The sequence below is a fragment of the Streptomyces sp. NPDC033177 genome (assembly GCF_055577715.1).
In genome coordinates this window covers 244,868-263,125 of record NZ_JBVIPS010000013.1, presented here as the reverse complement: position 1 = coordinate 263,125, position 18,258 = coordinate 244,868, and the positions used below count along the sequence as shown (strand labels likewise).

Below are 18,258 nucleotides of genomic sequence, written 5' to 3'. Positions count from 1 at the left end.
GCCCCGGAAAGCCGTCAGCGGATCGGCCGGTGGACGTTCTCCCGTTGGGTCGGGCCGGGTGTCGCGTCGGCGATCCAGGGGCCTTCGCCGCTGGGGTCGACAACGCCTGCTTCCAGCCAGGTGTACATGCCGTTCAGGACGCCCTTGACCACCTTGCGGTCGACGTCGTCCGTGTTGGTCCACAGGCGGTCGAACAGTTCGTCGACGCGGATGCGGGACTGGCGGCAGAACGTGTCGGCCAGCTGGTAGGCCTCGCGGCCGTGGTCCTCCGTCGTGCGCAGCAGTTCGGCCCGTACGCACGCCGCGCTCATCGCGAAGAGCTCGGCGCCGATGTCGACCACGCGGCCCAGGAAGCCCTGCTTGGTCTCCATCTTTCCCTGCCATCGCGACATCGCGTAGAAGGTCGAGCGGGCCAGCTTGCGGGCATTGCGTTCCACGTAGCGCAGGTGCGGGGAGAGGTCCGCGTGGCCGCTGGGGTGGAACTCGGCGTACGAGCTCGGGAGTTGGCCGGGACCCGCGACCAGTTTCGGCAGCCAGCGGGCGTAGAAGCCGCCTGCCTTCGCGCCCGCCTTCGCCTTGTCGGTCAGGGACTTGTCCGGGTCGATCAGGTCGCCCGCCACCTTCAGGTGCGCGTCCACCGCCTCGCGGGCGATGAGCAGGTGCATGATCTCCGTCGAGCCCTCGAAGATGCGGTTGATGCGCAGGTCGCGCAGGACCTGTTCCGCCGGGACGGCGCGTTCGCCGCGGGCCGCGAGGGATTCTGCGGTCTCGAAGCCCCGGCCGCCGCGGATCTGCACCAGTTCGTCGGCCATCAGACAGCCCATCTCGGAGCCGTACAGCTTGGCGAGCGCCGCCTCGATGCGGATGTCGTTGCGGTCCTCGTCGGCCATCTGCGAGGAGAGGTCCAGGACGGCCTCCAGGGCGAAGGTCGTCGCCGCGATGAAGGAGATCTTCGCGCCGACCGCCTCGTGCAGCGCGACCGGCTTGCCCCACTGCTCGCGCGCGCCCGACCACTCACGGGCGATCTTCAGGCACCACTTGCCCGCGCCGACGCACATCGCGGGCAGCGAGAGGCGCCCGGTGTTGAGGGTCGTCAGGGCGATCTTCAGGCCCGCGCCCTCCGGGCCGATGCGGTGCGCGGCCGGGACGCGGACCTGGTGGAAGCGGGTCACGCCGTTCTCCAGGCCGCGCAGCCCCATGAAGGCGTTGCGGTTCTCGACCGTGATGCCGTCCGCCGCGGCTTCCACCACGAAGGCCGTGATGCCGCCCTTGTGGCCGTCGGACTTCGGTACGCGCGCCATGACTACCAGGAGGTCGGCGACGACGCCGTTCGTGGTCCACAGCTTCACGCCGTCCAGGACGTACGAGTCGCCGTCCGGCACCGCCATCGTGGCCAGGCGCGCCGGGTCGGAGCCGACGTCCGGCTCGGTCAGTAGGAACGCGCTGATGTCCGTGCGGGCGCAGCGCGGCAGGAACTCGTCCTTCTGCTCCTGGGTGCCGAACTGCTTGAGCGGCTGCGGTACACCGATCGACTGATGGGCGGAGAGCAGCGCGCCGATCGCCGGGCTCGCGGAGCCGACGAGGGCGAGGGCCTTGTTGTAGTACACCTGCGTGAGGCCGAGCCCGCCGTACTTCGTGTCGATCTTCATGCCGAGCGCGCCGAGCTCCTTGAGCCCGTTGATCACCTCGTCGGGGATCTGCGCCTCTCGTTCGATGCGCGCCGAGTCGATCTTCGTCTCGCAGAAGTCGCGAAGTTTGGCGAGGAACTCCTCGCCGCGCCGGGCGTCCTCATCGGCGGGCATGGGGTGCGGGTGGATCAGGTCGAGCCGGAAGCGGCCGAGGAAGAGTTCCTTGGCGAAGCTGGGCTTGCGCCAGTCCTGTTCACGGGCGGCCTCGGCGACCTGCCGGGCCTCGCGTTCACTGACGGACGCCCCCGGAGGGGGTGTGGGTTGTGCGGGCATTGAGGAGCTCACCTCGCCGCGAAGGGGGGCCGATCGGCTCCGTATGACCCGATCTTGACCCGGTCGGTTACTGACTGGTGCTACTCGATCGTATGGATCGTATGTACCCGATTCGTCCGGAGCCCACCAGTCCTCGCGCAGCGTTCGGCGCATCGCGTCCCCGCGCACGAGAACGGCCGGAGCCCCCGCACAGTGGGCTCCGGCCGTTCGGTTCGTGACCGAGTACAGGTACTGATTAGAGGGCGAGGCCCGTCATCACCATGACCCGCTCGTAGGTGTAGTCGTCCATCGCGAAGCGGACGCCCTCGCGGCCCACGCCGGACTGCTTGACGCCGCCGTACGGCATCTGGTCGGCGCGGTAGGAGGGGGCGTCGCCAATGACCACGCCGCCGACCTCCAGGTCGCGGTGGGCGCGGAAGGCGGTCTGCAGGTCGTGCGTGAAGACGCCCGCCTGGAGGCCGTACTTGGAGTCGTTGACGGCGGCGAACGCCTCCGCCTCGCCGTCCACCTTCTTGATCGTGAGGACCGGTCCGAAGACCTCCTCGACGGCGATGGTGGCATCGGCCGGTACGTCGGCGAGCACGGTCGGCGCGTACGAGGCGCCGTCACGCTTGCCGCCGGCGAGCAGCTGTGCGCCCGCCTGGACGGCCTCGTCGACCCAGGACTCGACGCGCTTGGCCGCGTCCTCGTTCACGAGCGGACCGACGTCGGTCTTCGGGTCGGACGGGTCGCCGGTGGCCTGGGCCTCGATGGCCTTGAGCACACGCGGCACGAGCCGGTCGTACACGGAGGCATCGGCGATGACGCGCTGCACCGAGATGCAGGACTGGCCGCCCTGATAGTTGGAGAAGGTCGCGATGCGCGAGGCGGCCCAGTCGAGGTCCTCGTCGGAGGAGAAGTCGGCGAGGACGACGGCGGCGCCGTTTCCGCCCAGCTCCAGGGTGCAGTGCTTGCGCGGCACCGAGTCAAGGATCGCGTAGCCGACCTTCTCGGAGCCCGTGAACGAGATGACGGGGAGGCGCTCGTCCTGGACGAGGGCGGGCATCTTGTCGTTCGCGACCGGCAGGACCGACCAGGACCCGGCGGGCAGGTCGGTCTCGGCGAGCAGCTCGCCGATGAGGAGACCGGACAGCGGGGTCGCGGGCGCCGGCTTGAGGATGATCGGCGTGCCGGACGCGATGGCCGGGGCGATCTTGTGGGCGCAGAGGTTCAGCGGGAAGTTGAACGGCGCGATGCCCAGGACGACACCCTTGGGGAAGCGGCGGGTGAAGGCGAGACGCCCCTGGCCACCGGCGTCGGTGTCGAGGCGCTGGGCCTCGCCGCCGTTGAACCTGCGGGCCTCCTCGGAGGCGAACCGGAAGACGGAGACGGCACGGCCGACCTCGCCACGGGCCCACTTGATCGGCTTGCCGTTCTCGGCGGAGATGAGCTGGGCGATCTCTTCCGTCCGCTCGACGAGCCTGCGGCTCACGTGGTCGAGGGCGGCGGCCCGCACGTGCGCCGGGGTCGCGGCGAACTCGTCGCGCACGGCGTACGCGGCGGCGACGGCCTCCTCGACCTGGGCGTCGGTCGGGACGGCCGCCTTGCCGACGATCCGCCCGTCCCAGGGCGAGGTGACGTCGAGAGTGGTCTCACCGGTGGTCTGGCGACCGGCGAGCCAGAAGGCGTGGATGGAAGTCATGTCGATTCCCGGCCCTTCCGCGAAGGTGTGTCTTGGGGGGTACGTTCCCCACCGTAGGGGCGGCAAGGGCGACGGTCGTTTGTCCGACGCGGAGTACTGCCCCGTGGGGGCGCGCCTCTTTGGCAGGGGACCGAACCGGGACCAATCGCCCCGGCCGCTCCCCCCGGAGCTACTCCGTCCCGCTCGACGTCGCCTTCAACGACAGCCACAGCTCCATCCGGACGTCCGGGTCGTCCAGGGAGCGGCCGAGGATCTCCTCGACCCTGCGCATGCGGTAGCGCAGGGTGTGGCGGTGGACGCCCAGGTCGGCCGCCGCCGCGTCCCACTGGCCGTGGCGCGAGAGCCAGGCGCGCAGGGAGGCGATCAGGTCGCCCCGGCCGGTGGCGTCGTGTTCGTACAGGGCGCGCAGCAGGCCGTCGGCGAACGCGCGCACCGCGTCGTCGGCGAGCAGCGGCAGGACCGAGCCCGCGGCGAGGTCCTCGTGTTCGACCATCGCGCGGCCCCGGCGCCGGGCGATGGACAGCGCCTGGTCGGCCTGCTTGTACGCGGTGGCCGCCGCGATCGGGCCCGCGGGCGCGGAGAGGCCGAGGAGGAGGGCCGCCCCGTCGCCCGCACCGGCCTCCGGCGCCTCGGAGCGTCCCGCCTCCAGCGTCCGCGCGTACGCGACGCAGGCCGCGGCTCCCGCGCCGTCGTCCACGACGAGCAGCACGAGCCGCTCGCCGTAGGGGACGACCAGGAGCGCCTCGCCCGCGCGGGCCGCGGCCGACTCGACGGCGTCGGTGAGCTGGGCGAAGGGGTCGCCGTCCGCCGGGGCCGACGCGGGTACTTCCGCGACCACCAGGCGGAACGGCGCGTCGAGCAGGCTGCCGTACAACTCCCCCGCCACCGTGCGGGCGTGGTCCGGCTCCCCCGCGAGGAGCATCCGGAGCACTGCGGAGCCGACCCGGGCCTCGGCGGCCTGGAGTGAGCGGTTGCGTTCCGTGGTGAGGGTGAGCAGCGCTATGGCGGAGTGCAGGGCGTACCGCTCGGCGGTGCCGAGGGTGGACGCCGTGCCGACGGCGAGCGCGGCGCGGGGCCGGCGTCCCGTGCCGATCGAGTGCAGCTCCACCCGGTCCTCGGCGCCCGCGACGACCGCGCTCGCGGGGGCCGCCCGGTCGCGAAGGCGCTCCACGTCGGTGGTGAGTCGGGCGGCCCGGCGGGAGGCCCACTCGGGGGCGTGGGCGACGACGGCGCCGGACGCGTCGTACAGCGCGGCCCAGCCGTCCACCTGTGCGGCGAGCGCGCCGAGCAGTCCTTCGGGGCCGCCGCTCAGCGCCTGCTTGGTCAGCTCGCGCTGGGCGGCGAAGCCCGCCGTCACCGCGCGGTACTGGTCGGCGGCGATGGCCGCGGAGACGGCCTTGCTGATGGCGAGGAAGGGGGTGCGCCGGGGCACCTCCAGAAGCGGAAGCCCCTCGTCCGCGGCGGCCGCGACCAAGGCCTCCGGGATGTCCTTGTAATGCACCCCGACCGCGAACCCGAGCCCGACGACGCCGGCCGCCGCGAGCCGCTTCACGTAGCGGCTCATGGCCTCCGGGTCCTCCGCATCCAGCTTGAGCGCGGTGATCAGGAGGAGCTCGCCGCCCTCCATGTAGGGCACGGGGTCGGTGAGCTCACTGGCATGCGCCCAGCGCACGGGCGCGTCCAGATGTTCCTCGCCGGCGCGCACGGTGAGCTTGAGCGCGGAGTGGTGGACGAGGGAGGCGAGCGTGGGCGGCATGGGACCTTCAGGTCTGGTCAGTAGGGTCAGGGCACATCACGGCTGATGCCTGGCGGCGGCGGTGAGGCACGCGTTCCGGTCGGCCGTCGGATCCCGGCCGAGGTGTGGATCTTTTAGCCGGTACGTATGAACGACCTGTGCCGATTCTGCCTCACCGTACGGTACGTACGGGACCGAATACCCCGTACGTGCGTCCCCTACCTACTCCCCGGTGACTAACCCCGGAGGTCCACCAGCAACGGTGGCGCGTGCTCGCCCCGTACGTCGGTCAGGGAGAGCACCGCGTGGCCCGGAGGCAGGGAGTGGGCCAGTTCGGAGGCGGACCAGCGTTCGCGCTCGACCTTGCGCACGGTGACGGCGTCGGTCGTGACCGCCTTGCCGGTGACGAGTTTGCGCAGCGAGTGCAGCGCCCGTGTCATCGGCTGATCGGCGAAGACGGTGTGCTGGGCCACTTCCTTGGTCTCGATCCACTCGGTGCCCCAGGCCTCGGTGAACCGGCGTCCGTCCCAGGTCGTCACGCCGGAGAAGGCCATCCGGCAGCCGACCGCCGCGTAGAGCGGCCCCTGGAGCGGCTCCGGCACCTCGCCGATCGTGCGCAGTCCGAGCACGACGCCCGCGTTCAGGGACCGCAGGCGCTGGATGGCACGCACGCTCTCGGGGGTGAGGGTGCGCGCGGCGTCGTCGAGGATCAGGCAGACGAAGTGCGGCCGCCGGGCACGGCCGCGCGCGACGTACGAGAACTGGGCGAGCAGCAGCCTGGCCAGGAGCCTCGACGCCTCCTCGTGCCCGTGCTCGGGCAGGTCCACCCTGACCCGGAGGGGGTGGTGCGCGACGGCGCGCATCGAGAAGGGGTGCCCTTCGCCGCCGGGGTCGAAGAAGTCGGCGAAGGCGGGGCGGTCGAGCAGGGCGAGCCGGTCGGCCAGGGCGGGGCCCGGGTCGTTGGGTGAGCCGGACTGGCGGATACGGGCTTCGAGTTCGCGGCGCATGGCGGTGTGCTCGTCCGCGGCGAGTCCGGTCTGGAGGGCGGCGAGCGCGGCGGGGTCCCCTTCGAGCAGTTCGCGCAGCACGGGGACGGAGGGGAAGCGGCCGTGGAGGAGGCGGTAGGGGCCGAGGAGTTGGGCGAGGCTGGTGGCTGCGCGCCGGGTGTCCACGGCGTCGAGGTCACCGATCAGCCCTTCGGCGAGGAAGGCGGCGGCCTCGTCCGGGTCGGCGCAGTCCGCGTACAGGTCGATGTCGTGCACGGACGCGGGGTCGCCCGGCCTGATCACGACGTCGTACGCGTCGTCGGGCCCGAGCGCCGTGCCCGCGGCGCACACGGCGACGACCGCGCACTGCCCGGTGAGGGCGCCCAGGGCGAGCGATTCGGCCACCGGGCGCATGAGCCGTCCGGTCTTGCCCGCGCCGGACGGGCCCACCGCGAGCAGTGAGGTGCCGAGTACGGCGGGGTCGAGCGCGGCGCCGGCGTCGCGCACGGCGTAGGGGTTGCGCTCGTCCTTCGCGAAGCGGCCGATCCTGACCTGGCCCACGAGCAGATCGTGCACGGCGCTGCGGGCGGGCAGGTCGCGCTGGCCTGAGGGATGCGTCCAGGAGGCGGAGCCCTGCCGGGCGACCGTGTCCACGAAGGTGGCGAGCGCGCCCTGGTCGGCGGCGGCGGTGCGCCAGGCGTGGGTCACGCGGGCGCAGTCGACGTCGTTCATGCGTCCGCTGAGCAGCTCGGCGGAGAGCAGGTCGGCGGCCTTGTCGTGTCCCGCGGCGCGCAGCTCGGGCCAGTGGCCGCGCGCCGGAGCCTCGGCGGGGGGCGGCGGGGTGGCGGACGGGCGCGTCGCCGCGGCCCTGCCGTCGCGGATCGCCTGCCACCAGCCGCCGATCCGGGCGAAGGGCCACAGCACCGCGAGGGTGATCAGGACGTACAGGACGTCGGTGAGGACCTGCGACTCGAAGACCTCGTAGCCGCCCGCGACGAGCGCGACCAGGGAGAAGACGGGGTCGGCCACGGGCAGCGGCCGCGCGTCGAGCCCGAGGGAGCTCGGCCAGACGAAGATCAGGACGCCGACCGCCGCGACGGAGGCGAGCACGGCACGGGAGGGTTGCGGGCGCCGCACCACGAAGTGCCGGATCGCGTCGGGCCAGGCACCGAGCCGTCCCACCGAGTACAGCACCGCGCCGAAGACAATCCCGTCGTAGACGATCCGGGCGTCCCCGGCCTGCCACTCCTTGGGCTGGGCGCTGCCGGCCCACCACCAGTCGCCGGGCGTGAACAGCTTCAGCGGGGCCCACTGATACGGGATGCTGCCCTGCCGCCACAGCGACCAGAACAGCAGGCCGAGCACGGCGGAGATCGCCATGCCGACGATCAGCCGCCGGTTGATGCCCTCGGTCTCGGCCTCGGGCACGGGGGCCCGGTAGGCGTAGCGCCAGACGCCGGGGGTCGCCTCGGGGCGCGGCGCGGCGAGCCAGTCGGCGACCGACGATGCGCTGCCGGAGCCGGGCGCCCGCCGGGGCATCGGCGGCGCTGCGGGCACGGAAGGCCCTGCCGGACGCGGCACCGGTGTGGCGTGCGTACCGCGAGCGTCGTGCGTGCCTTCGGAGTCCATGGCCCTTGCCCCCTGACCTGCCGGTCTGTCGGTTCAGCCGTCAATCTAGTGCCCCCACAGGGGCAGTTCACCGGATACGCGGCCGGGGCCTGCGGGAACACCCGGCCCGGCCCGGCTTCCCGACCGGGACGAAAGCCGCACCCCGCCCACTCCCCCGCTATGTCCACCACGGACAACCGCCACGCCGAACAACTCCCCCGTGGAGCATGCCCGCCTCCGGCCTCCGCCCCTAACCTGCGAAAGAAAGCAGCAACGAAAGCAAGCAGACAAGCACCGAGCGTCCGCCTCGCCCCACCCCCAGGAGCACCCCATGACCGCACTTCCGCAGGAGCGCCGCGTCGTCACCGCCATTCCCGGGCCGAAGTCCCAGGAGCTGCAGGCCCGCCGGACCGCCACGGTCGCCGGTGGCGTGGGTTCCGTGCTGCCTGTCTTCGCGGCTCGCGCGGGTGGCGGCATCATCGAGGACGTCGACGGCAACCGCTTCATCGACTTCGGCTCCGGCATCGCCGTGACGTCCGTCGGCGCCAGCGCCGAGGCCGTCGTACGCCGTGCGACCGCGCAGCTCGCCGACTTCACCCACACCTGTTTCATGGTCACGCCCTACGAGGGGTACGTCGCCGTCGCCGAGCAGCTCGCGGAGCTGACGCCCGGTGACCACGCGAAGAAGTCCGCGCTCTTCAACTCCGGCGCCGAGGCCGTCGAGAACGCCGTCAAGATCGCCCGTGCGCACACCAAGCGCCAGGCCGTCGTCGTCTTCGACCACGGCTACCACGGTCGTACGAACCTCACGATGGCTCTGACCAGCAAGAACATGCCGTACAAGAACGGCTTCGGGCCGTTCGCGCCGGAGGTCTACCGCGTTCCGGTCGCGTACGGCTACCGCTGGCCGACGGGCGAGGAGAACGCCGGTCCCGAGGCCGCCAAGCAGGCCATCGACCAGATCAGCAAGCAGGTCGGCGCGGAGAACGTCGCCGCGATCATCATCGAGCCGGTGCTCGGCGAGGGCGGCTTCATCGAGCCCGCGAAGGGCTTCCTGCCCGAGATCGTGAAGTTCGCCAACGACAACGGCATCGTCTTCGTCGCGGACGAGATCCAGTCCGGCTTCTGCCGCACGGGCCAGTGGTTCGCGTGCGAGGACGAGGGCATCGTCCCGGACCTCATCACGACCGCCAAGGGCATCGCGGGCGGCCTGCCGCTCGCCGCCGTCACGGGCCGCGCCGAGATCATGGACGCCGCGCACTCCGGCGGCCTCGGCGGCACCTACGGCGGCAACCCGGTGGCCTGTGCCGGTGCGCTCGGCGCCATCGAGACGATGAAGGAGCTCGACCTCAACGGCAAGGCGAAGGCCATCGAGGCCACGATGAAGGCGCGCCTGAACGCCATCGCGGAGAAGTACGACATCGTCGGCGACGTCCGCGGTCGTGGCGCGATGATCGCCATCGAGCTGGTCAAGGACCGAGCCACCAAGGAGCCGAACCCCGAGGCGACCGCGGCGCTCGCCAAGGCCTGCCACGCGGAGGGCCTGCTCGTCCTCACCTGCGGCACGTACGGCAACGTCCTGCGCTTCCTGCCGCCGCTGGTCATCGGCGAGGACCTCCTGAACGAGGGCCTGGACATCATCGAGGCGGCCTTCTCGGGCGTCTGAGACGTGTACGGCGCATAGCGTCCGGCGGAGCCGGGATCACCCCAAAGGGGGAAGATCCCGGCTCCGCATGTATCCCCACATGGCCTGACGTGTGTGTACAGCGCGCGGTGCGAGACCCGTGACCTGGGGTGACCGGCAGGGCATGTGAAGAACGTGTGCGGGACCCATGCCGGGTTGCCGTTCCGCCTGTCGGGCCGCCATCAGCTGACGTACGGTTTCTGCAGATGAGAGAAACACCCCGCCCACAGGGGACTGTGGGCGACACCGGGACGGAGCCTCCCCAGCCCCGTCTTGGTCGTGCCCTCGCGCACACACCCGGAGTCACTGGCTCTGGAACTCCTCACCGATCGGATGGCCGCCCGCCCCAAACCCCCCGGGGCGTGCGGCACACCGGTCAGGACGGCCGCCTCGGAACTACCCCCCCTGTTCCGGGGCGGCCGACCATTTTCCTTTTCTCCCTCTGTGCGCTGTTCTTCGCGCTCATCACCTGGCAGGTGCTCGCCGACGGCCCCCTCCGCGACGCGGACGAGCGGCTCGGCCCCTGGATCACCGGAAGCCGCCTGCCGGACGGCGCCGCCGAACTCCTCGCCGATCTGGGCGGCGTCTCCATCGCCGTGCCGTTCCTCGCCGCTGCCATCGCCTACGCGTCCTGGCGCGGCCACCGGGCCGGTACGTTCCGCTGGTGGCTCGCCCCGGCCGCCGCAGCCGTGGCCATGGCCCTGGTCCCGGTGCTCGTGATCCCGCTCAAGGAACTCATCGGCCGCACAGGACCGCCCGGCATGGACGGCACCGGCTACTACCCCTCGGGCCACACCGCCACCGCCATGGTCGCCTACGGCGGGGCGGCGCTGCTCCTGCTCCCGTACCTGCGCGGCACGTACGCACGCCGTGAACTGGTCATCGCCTGCGCCCTGTTGAACTTCGGGGTCGGGCTCGGCCTCGTGCGGCGCGGGTATCACTGGCCGCTGGACGTGGTGGCCAGTTGGTGTCTGTTCGGGATGGTGTTGCAGGTCGCGCTGCTGGTGGTCGCTCGGTACGGCCGCCGTGCAGACGCTTTCGCAGCGGACGCGGATCAGCCGAAGTAGCCGTCGAAGTTCTTCGAGAACTCCCAGTTGTTGTGACGGTCCCAGTTGATCGACCACGTCATCAGGCCGCGCAGGCCGGGCCAGGTGCCGTGCGTCTCGTATGAACCGCAGTTGGTGCCCTTGGTCAGGCAGTCCAGGGACTTGTTGACCTCCGTGGTGGGGACGTGGCCGTTGCCCGCGTTCACCGAGGCGGGCATGCCGATGGCCACCTTCTCCGGAGGCAGCGCCGGGAAGACGTTGTTCGTGTCGCCCGCCACCGGGAAGCCGGTGAGCAGCATGTCGGTCATCGCGATGTGGAAGTCCGCGCCGCCCATGGAGTGGTACTGGTTGTCGAGGCCCATGATCGGGCCCGAGTTGTAGTCCTGGACGTGCAGCAGCGTGAGGTCGTCGCGCAGGGCGTGGATGACCGGCAGGTAGGCGCCGGCGCGGGGGTCCTGGCCGCCCCACTTGCCCGTTCCGTAGAACTGGTAGCCGAGCTGCACGAAGAAGGTCTCGGGGGCCATCGTGAGCGTGAAGCCGCTGCCGTACTTGGACTTGAGGGTCTTGACGGCCGATATGAGGTTCACGATCGACGGGGTCTTCGGGTTCTTGAAGTCCGTGTCGTCGGCGTTCAGCGAGAGGGAGTGGCCCTCGAAGTCGATGTCCAGACCGTCGAGTCCGTACTCGTCGATGATCGCCGAGACCGAGGAGACGAAGGTGTCGCGGGCCTGGGTGGTGGTCAGCTGGACCTGGCCGTTCTGGCCGCCGATGGAGATCAGGACCTTCTTGCCCGCTGCCTGCTTGGCCTTGACCGCGGCCTTGAACTCCTCCTCGGACTCGACGCCGGGGCACTCGGTCTGCGGACAGAGGCTGAAGCGGATGTCGCCGGACGTGGCGGAGGTCGGTTCGCCGAAGGCTAGATCGATGATGTCCCAGCTGTCGGGGACGTCCGCGAGCCGGGTGTAGCCGGACCCGTTGGCGAAGCTGGCGTGGAGGTAGCCGACCAGGGTGTGCTCGGCGGCGGCGTCAGCCTTCGGCGCCGGCCCCGCCGGGGAGCCCGTCGGGGAACCCGTCGAAGGGCCCGCCGCGGCCTCGGTGGCGAGCAGGCCGGACGCCGCCAGCGCGCAAGCCGTGACCACGGCCACGGAAAGACGTCTCAGGTAACGCGGTACGGAACGCTCCACGACTGCCTCCGGGCATGGGGGGATGGAGGGTGGGTCGCTCAATTTGGTCCAGACCAATAGGGTTGTCAAGGCCCCGTCAAGAATTCGGTGACTCTCCGTCCCGCGGGGCCAGTTGTGCCGCCGCCTCGTGCATCGCGAGTTCGAGAACCGCCGGATCCGTCAGCGTGCCCGACCCGTCCGGCTGGACGAGCCACCGGACCCCGCCCGTCGAGCGCCCCGGGTAAGGGACCACGATCCACGTGCCGCGGCCCGCGCCACGCACCCCCGTGCCCACCCAGCGCGCCACCGTGCCCGCCGGCACGAAGAACCCCATGCGGGAGTCGCCGAAGTCGGCGAGCACCGGGCCTGGGCGGTCGATGCAGCGGGTGAGGACGTCCAGCGTGGGATAGCCGAGTTCACCGGGGAGGATGAGCACGTCCCAGAGCCTGCCCGCGGGCAGGAGCGCGACCCCCAGGGGATTGCGCTCCCACTCCCAGCGGCATGCCTCCGGATCCGGCGCCACCGACACCAGCCATTCGACCGCCGACTTCGCTCCCGAGCCCGAGCCAGTCATGGCGGGACCTCCCTCTCCTGTGTGGCGACTGTGCCTGTCACAGGAGAGAGGGAGGTCCGGCCGGAGCATTACGCGGGTTTCGGGAACTTGTTGACGAACAGTCGACAGAGGGCCGACGGACAACGCCGCGCGTCAGCTGTCGAAGCCCAGGCCCAGCTTGTCCATCGTCTTCAGCCACAGATTGCGCCTGCCGCCGTTCTCGTCGGCACGGGCCAGCGACCACTTGGTGAGGGCCACGCCCGTCCACGCGAACGGCTCCGGCGGGAACGGCAGCGGCTTCGTGCGCACCATCTCCAGGGACGTACGCTCCGTGCGCTCGCCGGAGAGCAGGTCCAGCATGACGTCGGCGCCGAAGCGGGTGGCCCCGACCCCGAGGCCGGTGTAGCCCGCCGCGTACGCGACGCGCCCCGCGTGGGCCGTCCCGAAGAACGCCGAGAAGCGCGAGCACGTGTCGATCGCGCCGCCCCACGCGTGCGAGAACCGGACCCCCTCCAACTGCGGGAAGCAGGTGAAGAAGTGGCCCGCCAGCTTCGCGTACGTCTCGGGGCGGTGGTCGTGCTCGGCGCGGAGCTTGCCGCCGAACGGATAGATCGCGTCGTAGCCGCCCCACAGGATGCGATTGTCGGCGGAGAGCCGGAAGTAGTGGAACTGGTTGGCGCTGTCGCCGAGGCCCTGGCGGTTCTTCCAGCCGATGGACTCCAGCTGCTGCTCGGTCAGCGGCTCCGTCATCAGCGCGTAGTCGTAGACCGGGACCGTGTAGGAGCGGACGCGCTTGACCAGCGAAGGGAAGATGTTCGTGGCGAGCGCGACGTGGCGGGCGCGGATGCGGCCGTACGGGGTGCGTACGGCCATTCCGGCTCCGGACGAGGCGAGTTGGAGCGCGGGCGTGTGCTCGTAGACGCGTACGCCCTTCTCCAGGCAGGCGCGCTTGAGGCCCCAGGCGAGCTTCGCCGGGTGGAGCATGGCGACGCCCTCGCGGTCCCAGAGGCCGCCGAGGAAGGTTGGCGAGTCGACGTGCGCACGCAGGGCGTCCGCGTCGAGCAGCTCGGAGCCGTCCGCGAGGCCGTGCTCCGCCATCTCCTCGTACATCTCGCGCAGTTCGGTGAGCTGGTGCGGCTGGGTCGCCACGTCGATCTCGCCGGTGCGCTCGAAGTCGCAGTCGATGGAGTAGCGCTTGACGGCCGCCTCGATCTCGTCGAGGTTGCGGGCGCCGAGTTCCTCCAGCTTCGCGATCTCGCCGGGCCAACGGGACAGGCCGTTCGAGATGCCGTGCGTGAGGGACGCGGCACAGAAGCCGCCGTTGCGGCCGGAGGCGGCCCAGCCCGCCTCCCGGCCCTCGACCAGGACCACGTCGCGGCCCGGGTCACGTTCCTTGGCGATCAGCGCGGTCCACAGGCCGCTGTAGCCGCCGCCGACGACGAGCAGATCGCACTGCTCGTCACCGGTGAGGGCCGGCTCGGCGCGGGGCTTTCCGGGGTCGTCCAGCCAGTACGAGACCGGCTGGGCGTCGGAGAGGGACGTGGTCCAGCGGGTCATGGCGCTTGGGGCCATGATTTCCAACTCCTTCAGAATGCAGAATGCAGAATGCAGATTCGCACTTGACTTACTTGGCCTGCTTGTTGCGGCGCTTGGAGACGATCATGCCGCCCAGCACCAGGAGAACGGCGACCAGGAACATCGCCGTACCGATGACATTGATCTGGACGGGCGTACCGCGCTGTGCCGATCCCCAGACGAACATCGGGAACGTCACGGTGGAGCCCGCGTTGAAATTCGTGATGATGAAGTCGTCGAAGGACAGCGCGAAGGCGAGCAGCGCGCCCGCCGCGATGCCTGGCGCGGCGATCGGCAGCGTGACCCGGAGGAAGGTCTGCACGGGGCCCGCGTAGAGGTCCTGTGCGGCCTGTTCCAGGCGCGGGTCCATGGACATCACGCGCGCCTTGACGGCGGTCACCACGAAGCTGAGGCAGAACATGATGTGAGCGATGAGAATCGTCCAGAAGCCGAGCTGCGCGCCCATGTTGAGGAAGAGCGTGAGCAGCGAGGCGGCCATGACGACCTCGGGCATCGCCATCGGCAGGAAGATCAGCGAGCTGACCGCGCCGCGCGCCCGGAAGCGGTAGCGGACGAGCGCGAAGGCGATCATCGTGCCGAGCACGGTCGCGCCGATCGTCGCCCAGGCCGCGATCTGCAGGCTCAGGCTGAGCGAGCCGCACATGTCGGCGACGCCGCAGGGGTCCTTCCACGCGTCGAGCGAGAATTCCTGCCAGGCGTAATTGAAGCGCCCCTTCGGCTTGTTGAAGGAGAACACCGTCACGACGACGTTCGGCAGCAGCAGATACGCGAGCGTCAGCAAACCCGCGATGACGACGAATTTGCCGCGGAGCCAGCGGAAGAAGGCAGCCATTAGACGAGATCCTCCGTCCCGGACTTACGGATGTAAAAGGTGACCATGACGAGGATCGCGGCCATCAGGATGAAGGAAAGGGCCGCGGCGGTCGGGTAATCCAGGATGCGCAGGAATTGGGTCTGGATGACGTTGCCGACCATGCGGGTGTCGGTGGAGCCGAGCAGATCCGCATTGACGTAGTCACCCGCCGCGGGGATGAACGTGAGCAGCGTTCCCGAGACCACGCCCGGCATGGAGAGCGGGAAGGTCACCTTGCGGAAGGTCGTGGACGGCTTCGCGTAGAGGTCGCCCGCCGCTTCGTGCAGGCGGCCGTCGATGCGCTCCAGGGACGTGTAGAGCGGCAGGATCATGAACGGCAGGAAGTTGTACGTGAGTCCGCAGATCACCGCGAGCGGTGTGGCCAGGACCCGGTCGCCTTCCGTGACGCCGAGCCAGCTGGTGACGTCCAGGACGTGCAGCGAGTTGAGGGCGCCCACGAGGGGGCCGCCGTCCGCGAGGATCGTCTTCCACGCCAGCGTACGGATGAGGAAGCTGGTGAAGAACGGCGCGATGACCAGGACGAGGATGAGGTTGCGCCAGCGGCCCGCGCGGAACGCGATGAGGTAGGCGAGCGGATAGCCGAGCAACAGGCACAGGATCGTGGCGGAGCCCGCGTACATCACCGAGCGCAGGAACTGCGGCCAGTAGTCGGTCAGGGCCTCCCAGTAGGTGGCGAAGTGCCAGGTGACCTTGAAGCCGTCTTCCAGGGAGCCGGTCTGGACGGACGTCGACGCCTGGTAGACGAGCGGCAGCGCGAAGAAGACGACGAGCCAGAGGATGCCGGGGAGCAGCAGCCAGTACGGGACGAGACGCCCGCGCCTGCGGACCTTGCGCGGCGCCTCGTCCGGCTCCTGCGCCGGGGGCGACTTGGTGAGGGTGGTCGTCATGCGGAGGCGTCCTCCTCGACCTTCTCGACGCCCGCCTCGATGTCCTGGGCCGGGTCGAGGCCGAAGGTGTGGGCGGGGTTCCAGTGCAGGACGACGTCGACGCCGGGGACCAGGCGGGTGTCGCGCTCGATGTTCTGGGCGTAGACCTCGAACTCGTGGCAGATCGGGCTGTTGACGACGTACTGCGTCGAGACGCCGATGAAGCTGCTGTCGGCGATGCGGCCCGTGATGCGGTTGCGGCCGGCCGGGATCTCCCCCGCGTCGTCGGCGTGCGTGAGGGAGATCTTCTCGGGGCGTACGCCGAGGATGACCTTGCCGCCGGTGGCGGTCGGCGCCGTACATCGCGCGGCGGGCAGCGTGAGCTTGCCGTCGCCCGCCTTGAGGGTGAGGTCGTCGCCGCTGCGTCCCGCGATCTCGGCCTCTATGAAGTTGGAGGTGCCGAGGAAGTTGGCGACGAAGGTGGTGCGGGGGTTCTCGTAGAGGTCGGCGGGGGCGCCGAGCTGTTCGACCTGACCCGCGTTCATCACCGCGACCTGGTCGGCCATCGTCATGGCCTCCTCCTGGTCGTGCGTGACGTGGATGAACGTGATGCCCACCTCGGTCTGGATGCGCTTGAGTTCGAGCTGCATCTGGCGGCGCAGCTTGAGGTCGAGGGCGCCGAGCGGCTCGTCGAGGAGCAGCACCTTGGGGTGGTTGATCAGGGCGCGGGCGACGGCCACGCGCTGCTGCTGGCCGCCGGAGAGCTGGTGCGGCTTCTTGCGGGCCTGCTCGCCGAGCTGGACGAGGTCGAGCATGTCGCCGACCTTGCCCTTCACGGACTTGATGCCGCGCCGGCGGAGGCCGAAGGCGACGTTCTCGAAGATGTCGAGGTGCGGGAAGAGCGCGTACGACTGGAAGACCGTGTTGACGGGCCGCTTGTACGGCGGCAGCGCCGTGACGTCCTGCTCGCCCAGGTGCACGGTGCCCGTGCTGGGCTCCTCAAGACCCGCGATCATGCGGAGCGTGGTGGTCTTGCCACAGCCGGACGCGCCGAGCAGCGCGAAGAAGGAGCCCTGCGGCACGGTCAGGTCGAGCGGCCGTACGGCCTTGAAGGAGCCGTACGTCTTGCTGATCCCGGTGAGGCGGACGTCGCCGCCGTGTTCTGTAGCAGTCGTCATGGTGCGTCCAGGGGGTCTAGGGCCGAGGGAGTCGAGGGGAGGGTGATGAGGGGTCAGGCGCCGGTGAGCTTGGCGAACTTCTCCTCGTACGCCGTCTCTTCCTTCGGCGTCAGCGAGCGGAACCCGTGCGACTTCGCGGCCATCTCCTTGTCCGGGAGGATCAGCGGGTTGTTCGCGGCGTCCTTGTCGAGCTTCGCGAGCTCGGGGCGCACACCGTCCACGGGGCAGACGTAGTTGATGTACGCGGCGAGACGCGCGGCGGGCTCGGGCTCGTAGTAGTAGTCGATGAGCCGTTCGGCGTTGCTCTTGTGGCGTGCCTTGTTCGGGACGAGCAGGTTGTCCGTCGACGTGATGTAGCCCTGGTCGGGGATGTGGAAGTCGATGTCCGGGTTGTCGGCCTTCAGCTGTACGACGTCTCCGGCCCAGGCCAGGCACGCGGCGAGGTCGCCCTTGTCGAGGTCCGAGGTGTAGTCGTTGCCCGTGAAGCGGCGGATCTGCTTCTTGTCGACGGCCTTCTGGAGGCGGGCGATGGCGGCGTCGAAGTCGTCGTCGGTGAACTTCGCCGGGTCCTTGCCCATGTCGATGAGCGTCATGCCGACGCTGTCGCGCATCTCGGAGAGGAAGCCGACCCGCCCCTTGAGCTTGGGGTTGTCCAGGAGCTGCGACACCGAGGTGATCTCTTCGCCGTCGGTCGCCTTCTTGTTGTACGCGATGACGGTGGAGATGCCGGTCCAGGGGTACGAGTAGGCCCGCCCGGGGTCCCAGTCCGGGTTGCGGAACTGGGCGGCCAGGTTGGTGTACGCGTGCGGCAGGTTGGCGGGGTCCAGTTTCTGGACCCACCCGAAGCGGATGAGCCTGGCGGCGAGCCAGTCGGTGACGCAGATGAGGTCGCGGCCGGTGTCCTGGCCCGCCGCGAGCTGCGGCTTGAGCTTCCCGAAGAACTCGACGTTGTCGTTGATGTCCTCGGTGTACTTGACCTTGATCCCGGTGCGTTTCGTGAACGCGTCCAGGGTGGGGCGGCGCTCGTCGTCGTCGACGTCCATGTACTCGGTCCAGTTGGAGAAGGTGACGCGCTTCTCCTTGTCCGAGTGGTCCTCGGACGAGACGTCGCCCTGGCCCTTGCTCGCGGCCGGGATCCCGCAGGCGCTGAGTGCCCCCAGGCCACCGATGGCGAGGGCGCCGCTCGTGGAGGCCCGCAGCAGGGAACGGCGGGTGAGGGAGGCCCTGCCGTTCCTGAGGCTGCGGTGCATGGCGGCCAGTTGGGCCGGGGACAGGGGGTCGGGCTCGTACTGCTCCATGCGCTTGATTGCCCTTTCGGGAGGATGGG

12 protein-coding genes and 1 pseudogene are annotated in these 18,258 nt (G+C 70.3%); 2 read left to right on the top strand and 11 right to left on the bottom strand.

Annotated features, from left to right (window positions below; genetic code table 11):
• Window positions 1-14: 14 nt before the first annotated feature.
• The 4 genes from ACZ5U5_RS37695 to ACZ5U5_RS37680 form a co-directional block, all read right to left on the bottom strand.
• Window positions 15-1,961 carry an acyl-CoA dehydrogenase family protein gene (locus tag ACZ5U5_RS37695; RefSeq protein WP_469030938.1) on the bottom strand — a complete coding sequence of 649 codons (1,947 nt, stop codon included), beginning with the start codon at window positions 1,959-1,961 and terminating at the stop codon, window positions 15-17.
• 235 nt (window positions 1,962-2,196) lie between these two features.
• Window positions 2,197-3,642, bottom strand: coding sequence for an aldehyde dehydrogenase family protein (locus ACZ5U5_RS37690; protein ID WP_469030937.1), 1,446 nt, complete (start codon window positions 3,640-3,642; stop codon window positions 2,197-2,199).
• Between the two features lie 169 nt (window positions 3,643-3,811).
• On the bottom strand, window positions 3,812-5,398 hold the full coding sequence (locus tag ACZ5U5_RS37685; protein WP_469030935.1) for a PucR family transcriptional regulator: 1,587 nt from the start codon (window positions 5,396-5,398) through the stop codon (window positions 3,812-3,814).
• A gap of 215 nt (window positions 5,399-5,613) precedes the next feature.
• Window positions 5,614-7,992, bottom strand: coding sequence for a type IV secretory system conjugative DNA transfer family protein (locus tag ACZ5U5_RS37680; protein ID WP_469030934.1), 2,379 nt, complete (start codon window positions 7,990-7,992; stop codon window positions 5,614-5,616).
• Window positions 7,993-8,302: 310 nt separating this feature from the next.
• On the opposite strand from ACZ5U5_RS37680, the gene gabT reads away from it, so the two are divergent.
• On the top strand, window positions 8,303-9,637 hold the full coding sequence (gene gabT, locus ACZ5U5_RS37675) for a 4-aminobutyrate--2-oxoglutarate transaminase (protein ID WP_469030933.1): 1,335 nt from the start codon (window positions 8,303-8,305) through the stop codon (window positions 9,635-9,637).
• 380 nt (window positions 9,638-10,017) lie between these two features.
• On the top strand, window positions 10,018-10,722 hold the full coding sequence (locus ACZ5U5_RS37670) for a phosphatase PAP2 family protein (protein WP_469030932.1): 705 nt from the start codon (window positions 10,018-10,020) through the stop codon (window positions 10,720-10,722).
• Here ACZ5U5_RS37670 and ACZ5U5_RS37665 read toward each other — a convergent pair.
• The 7 genes and pseudogenes from ACZ5U5_RS37665 to ACZ5U5_RS37635 form a co-directional block, all read right to left on the bottom strand.
• A pseudogene (locus ACZ5U5_RS37665) lies at window positions 10,710-11,714 on the bottom strand (chitinase); the annotation flags it as partial. The gene ACZ5U5_RS37670 and the pseudogene ACZ5U5_RS37665 sit on opposite strands and share 13 nt — an antisense overlap.
• Before the next feature lie 247 nt (window positions 11,715-11,961).
• A complete protein-coding gene (locus tag ACZ5U5_RS37660; protein ID WP_469030931.1) occupies window positions 11,962-12,438 on the bottom strand; it encodes a hypothetical protein in 477 nt (158 codons plus the stop codon).
• Window positions 12,439-12,570: 132 nt separating this feature from the next.
• Window positions 12,571-13,989 carry an NAD(P)/FAD-dependent oxidoreductase gene (locus tag ACZ5U5_RS37655; protein WP_469030929.1) on the bottom strand — a complete coding sequence of 473 codons (1,419 nt, stop codon included), beginning with the start codon at window positions 13,987-13,989 and terminating at the stop codon, window positions 12,571-12,573.
• A 52-nt stretch (window positions 13,990-14,041) separates the two neighbouring features.
• Entirely contained in the window at window positions 14,042-14,845 is an 804-nt protein-coding gene (locus tag ACZ5U5_RS37650) for an ABC transporter permease (RefSeq protein ID WP_469030927.1), read from the bottom strand.
• Window positions 14,845-15,774, bottom strand: a complete 930-nt coding sequence (locus tag ACZ5U5_RS37645; protein WP_469030926.1) for an ABC transporter permease — start codon at window positions 15,772-15,774, stop codon at window positions 14,845-14,847. Before ACZ5U5_RS37645 ends, ACZ5U5_RS37650 begins: the two co-directional genes overlap by 1 nt.
• Entirely contained in the window at window positions 15,771-16,931 is a 1,161-nt protein-coding gene (locus tag ACZ5U5_RS37640; protein WP_469030925.1) for an ABC transporter ATP-binding protein, read from the bottom strand. The genes ACZ5U5_RS37645 and ACZ5U5_RS37640 overlap by 4 nt, the downstream gene beginning before the upstream one ends.
• A 53-nt stretch (window positions 16,932-16,984) precedes the next feature.
• Window positions 16,985-18,229, bottom strand: a complete 1,245-nt coding sequence (locus ACZ5U5_RS37635; RefSeq protein ID WP_469030923.1) for an ABC transporter substrate-binding protein — start codon at window positions 18,227-18,229, stop codon at window positions 16,985-16,987.
• Window positions 18,230-18,258: the final 29 nt, after the last annotated feature.

Excerpts from the sequence above, each read along its gene's own strand:
- ACZ5U5_RS37655 (WP_469030929.1), bottom strand. The coding sequence starts at position 13,989 with ATGGCCCCAAGCGCCATGACCCGCTGGACCACGTCCCTCTCCGACGCC.
- ACZ5U5_RS37640 (WP_469030925.1), bottom strand. The coding sequence starts at position 16,931 with ATGACGACTGCTACAGAACACGGCGGCGACGTCCGCCTCACCGGGATC.
- ACZ5U5_RS37680 (WP_469030934.1), bottom strand. The coding sequence starts at position 7,992 with ATGGACTCCGAAGGCACGCACGACGCTCGCGGTACGCACGCCACACCG.
- ACZ5U5_RS37635 (WP_469030923.1), bottom strand. The coding sequence starts at position 18,229 with ATGGAGCAGTACGAGCCCGACCCCCTGTCCCCGGCCCAACTGGCCGCC.
- ACZ5U5_RS37650 (WP_469030927.1), bottom strand. The coding sequence starts at position 14,845 with ATGGCTGCCTTCTTCCGCTGGCTCCGCGGCAAATTCGTCGTCATCGCG.
- ACZ5U5_RS37660 (WP_469030931.1), bottom strand. The coding sequence starts at position 12,438 with ATGACTGGCTCGGGCTCGGGAGCGAAGTCGGCGGTCGAATGGCTGGTG.
- ACZ5U5_RS37685 (WP_469030935.1), bottom strand. The coding sequence starts at position 5,398 with ATGCCGCCCACGCTCGCCTCCCTCGTCCACCACTCCGCGCTCAAGCTC.
- ACZ5U5_RS37645 (WP_469030926.1), bottom strand. The coding sequence starts at position 15,774 with ATGACGACCACCCTCACCAAGTCGCCCCCGGCGCAGGAGCCGGACGAG.
- ACZ5U5_RS37695 (WP_469030938.1), bottom strand. The coding sequence starts at position 1,961 with ATGCCCGCACAACCCACACCCCCTCCGGGGGCGTCCGTCAGTGAACGC.
- gabT (WP_469030933.1), top strand. The coding sequence starts at position 8,303 with ATGACCGCACTTCCGCAGGAGCGCCGCGTCGTCACCGCCATTCCCGGG.
- ACZ5U5_RS37690 (WP_469030937.1), bottom strand. The coding sequence starts at position 3,642 with ATGACTTCCATCCACGCCTTCTGGCTCGCCGGTCGCCAGACCACCGGT.